Source organism: Synechococcus sp. CCAP 1479/10 (assembly GCF_019038515.1).
In the GTDB taxonomy this organism is placed as follows: Bacteria; Cyanobacteriota; Cyanobacteriia; order PCC-6307; family Cyanobiaceae; genus Cyanobium.
Genome location: NZ_JAFKRJ010000075.1, coordinates 1 through 313 on the forward strand (window position 1 = coordinate 1; position 313 = coordinate 313).

General features: G+C 74.8%; 1 pseudogene. It reads left to right on the plus strand.

Going from position 1 to position 313, the window contains the following annotated elements:
* Positions 1-313 (plus strand): annotated as a pseudogene (locus KUG39_RS17030) (DUF4912 domain-containing protein); the annotation flags it as partial.

Genomic DNA, 313 nt, shown 5'->3' on the forward strand with positions numbered 1-313 from the left:
CCCCTTCTCCCTCGACGCCTTCCCCTCCACCACCGCCAGCCTGCCCGCCCCCGCCGAAGCGGTGGATTCCGGCCTGCACGAGCGGCTGTACCAGAGCGCGACCAGCCAGTGGCGCCGTCTGGGCCGCGGATCCGAGGCCTTCCACGAGATCGATTCCGCCGCCGGCCTCGAGGGTGGCGGCGAGTTCTCCGCCTCCGGCGCCGGCCCCTGGGCCTCCGGCCGCAGCGCCTCGGGCATCGGTGGGGTGGCCCCCCGCCAGCGCTCCTTCTGGCTGGTGGCCGATGCCGAGCTGATCGTCTACGGCGCCACCGAT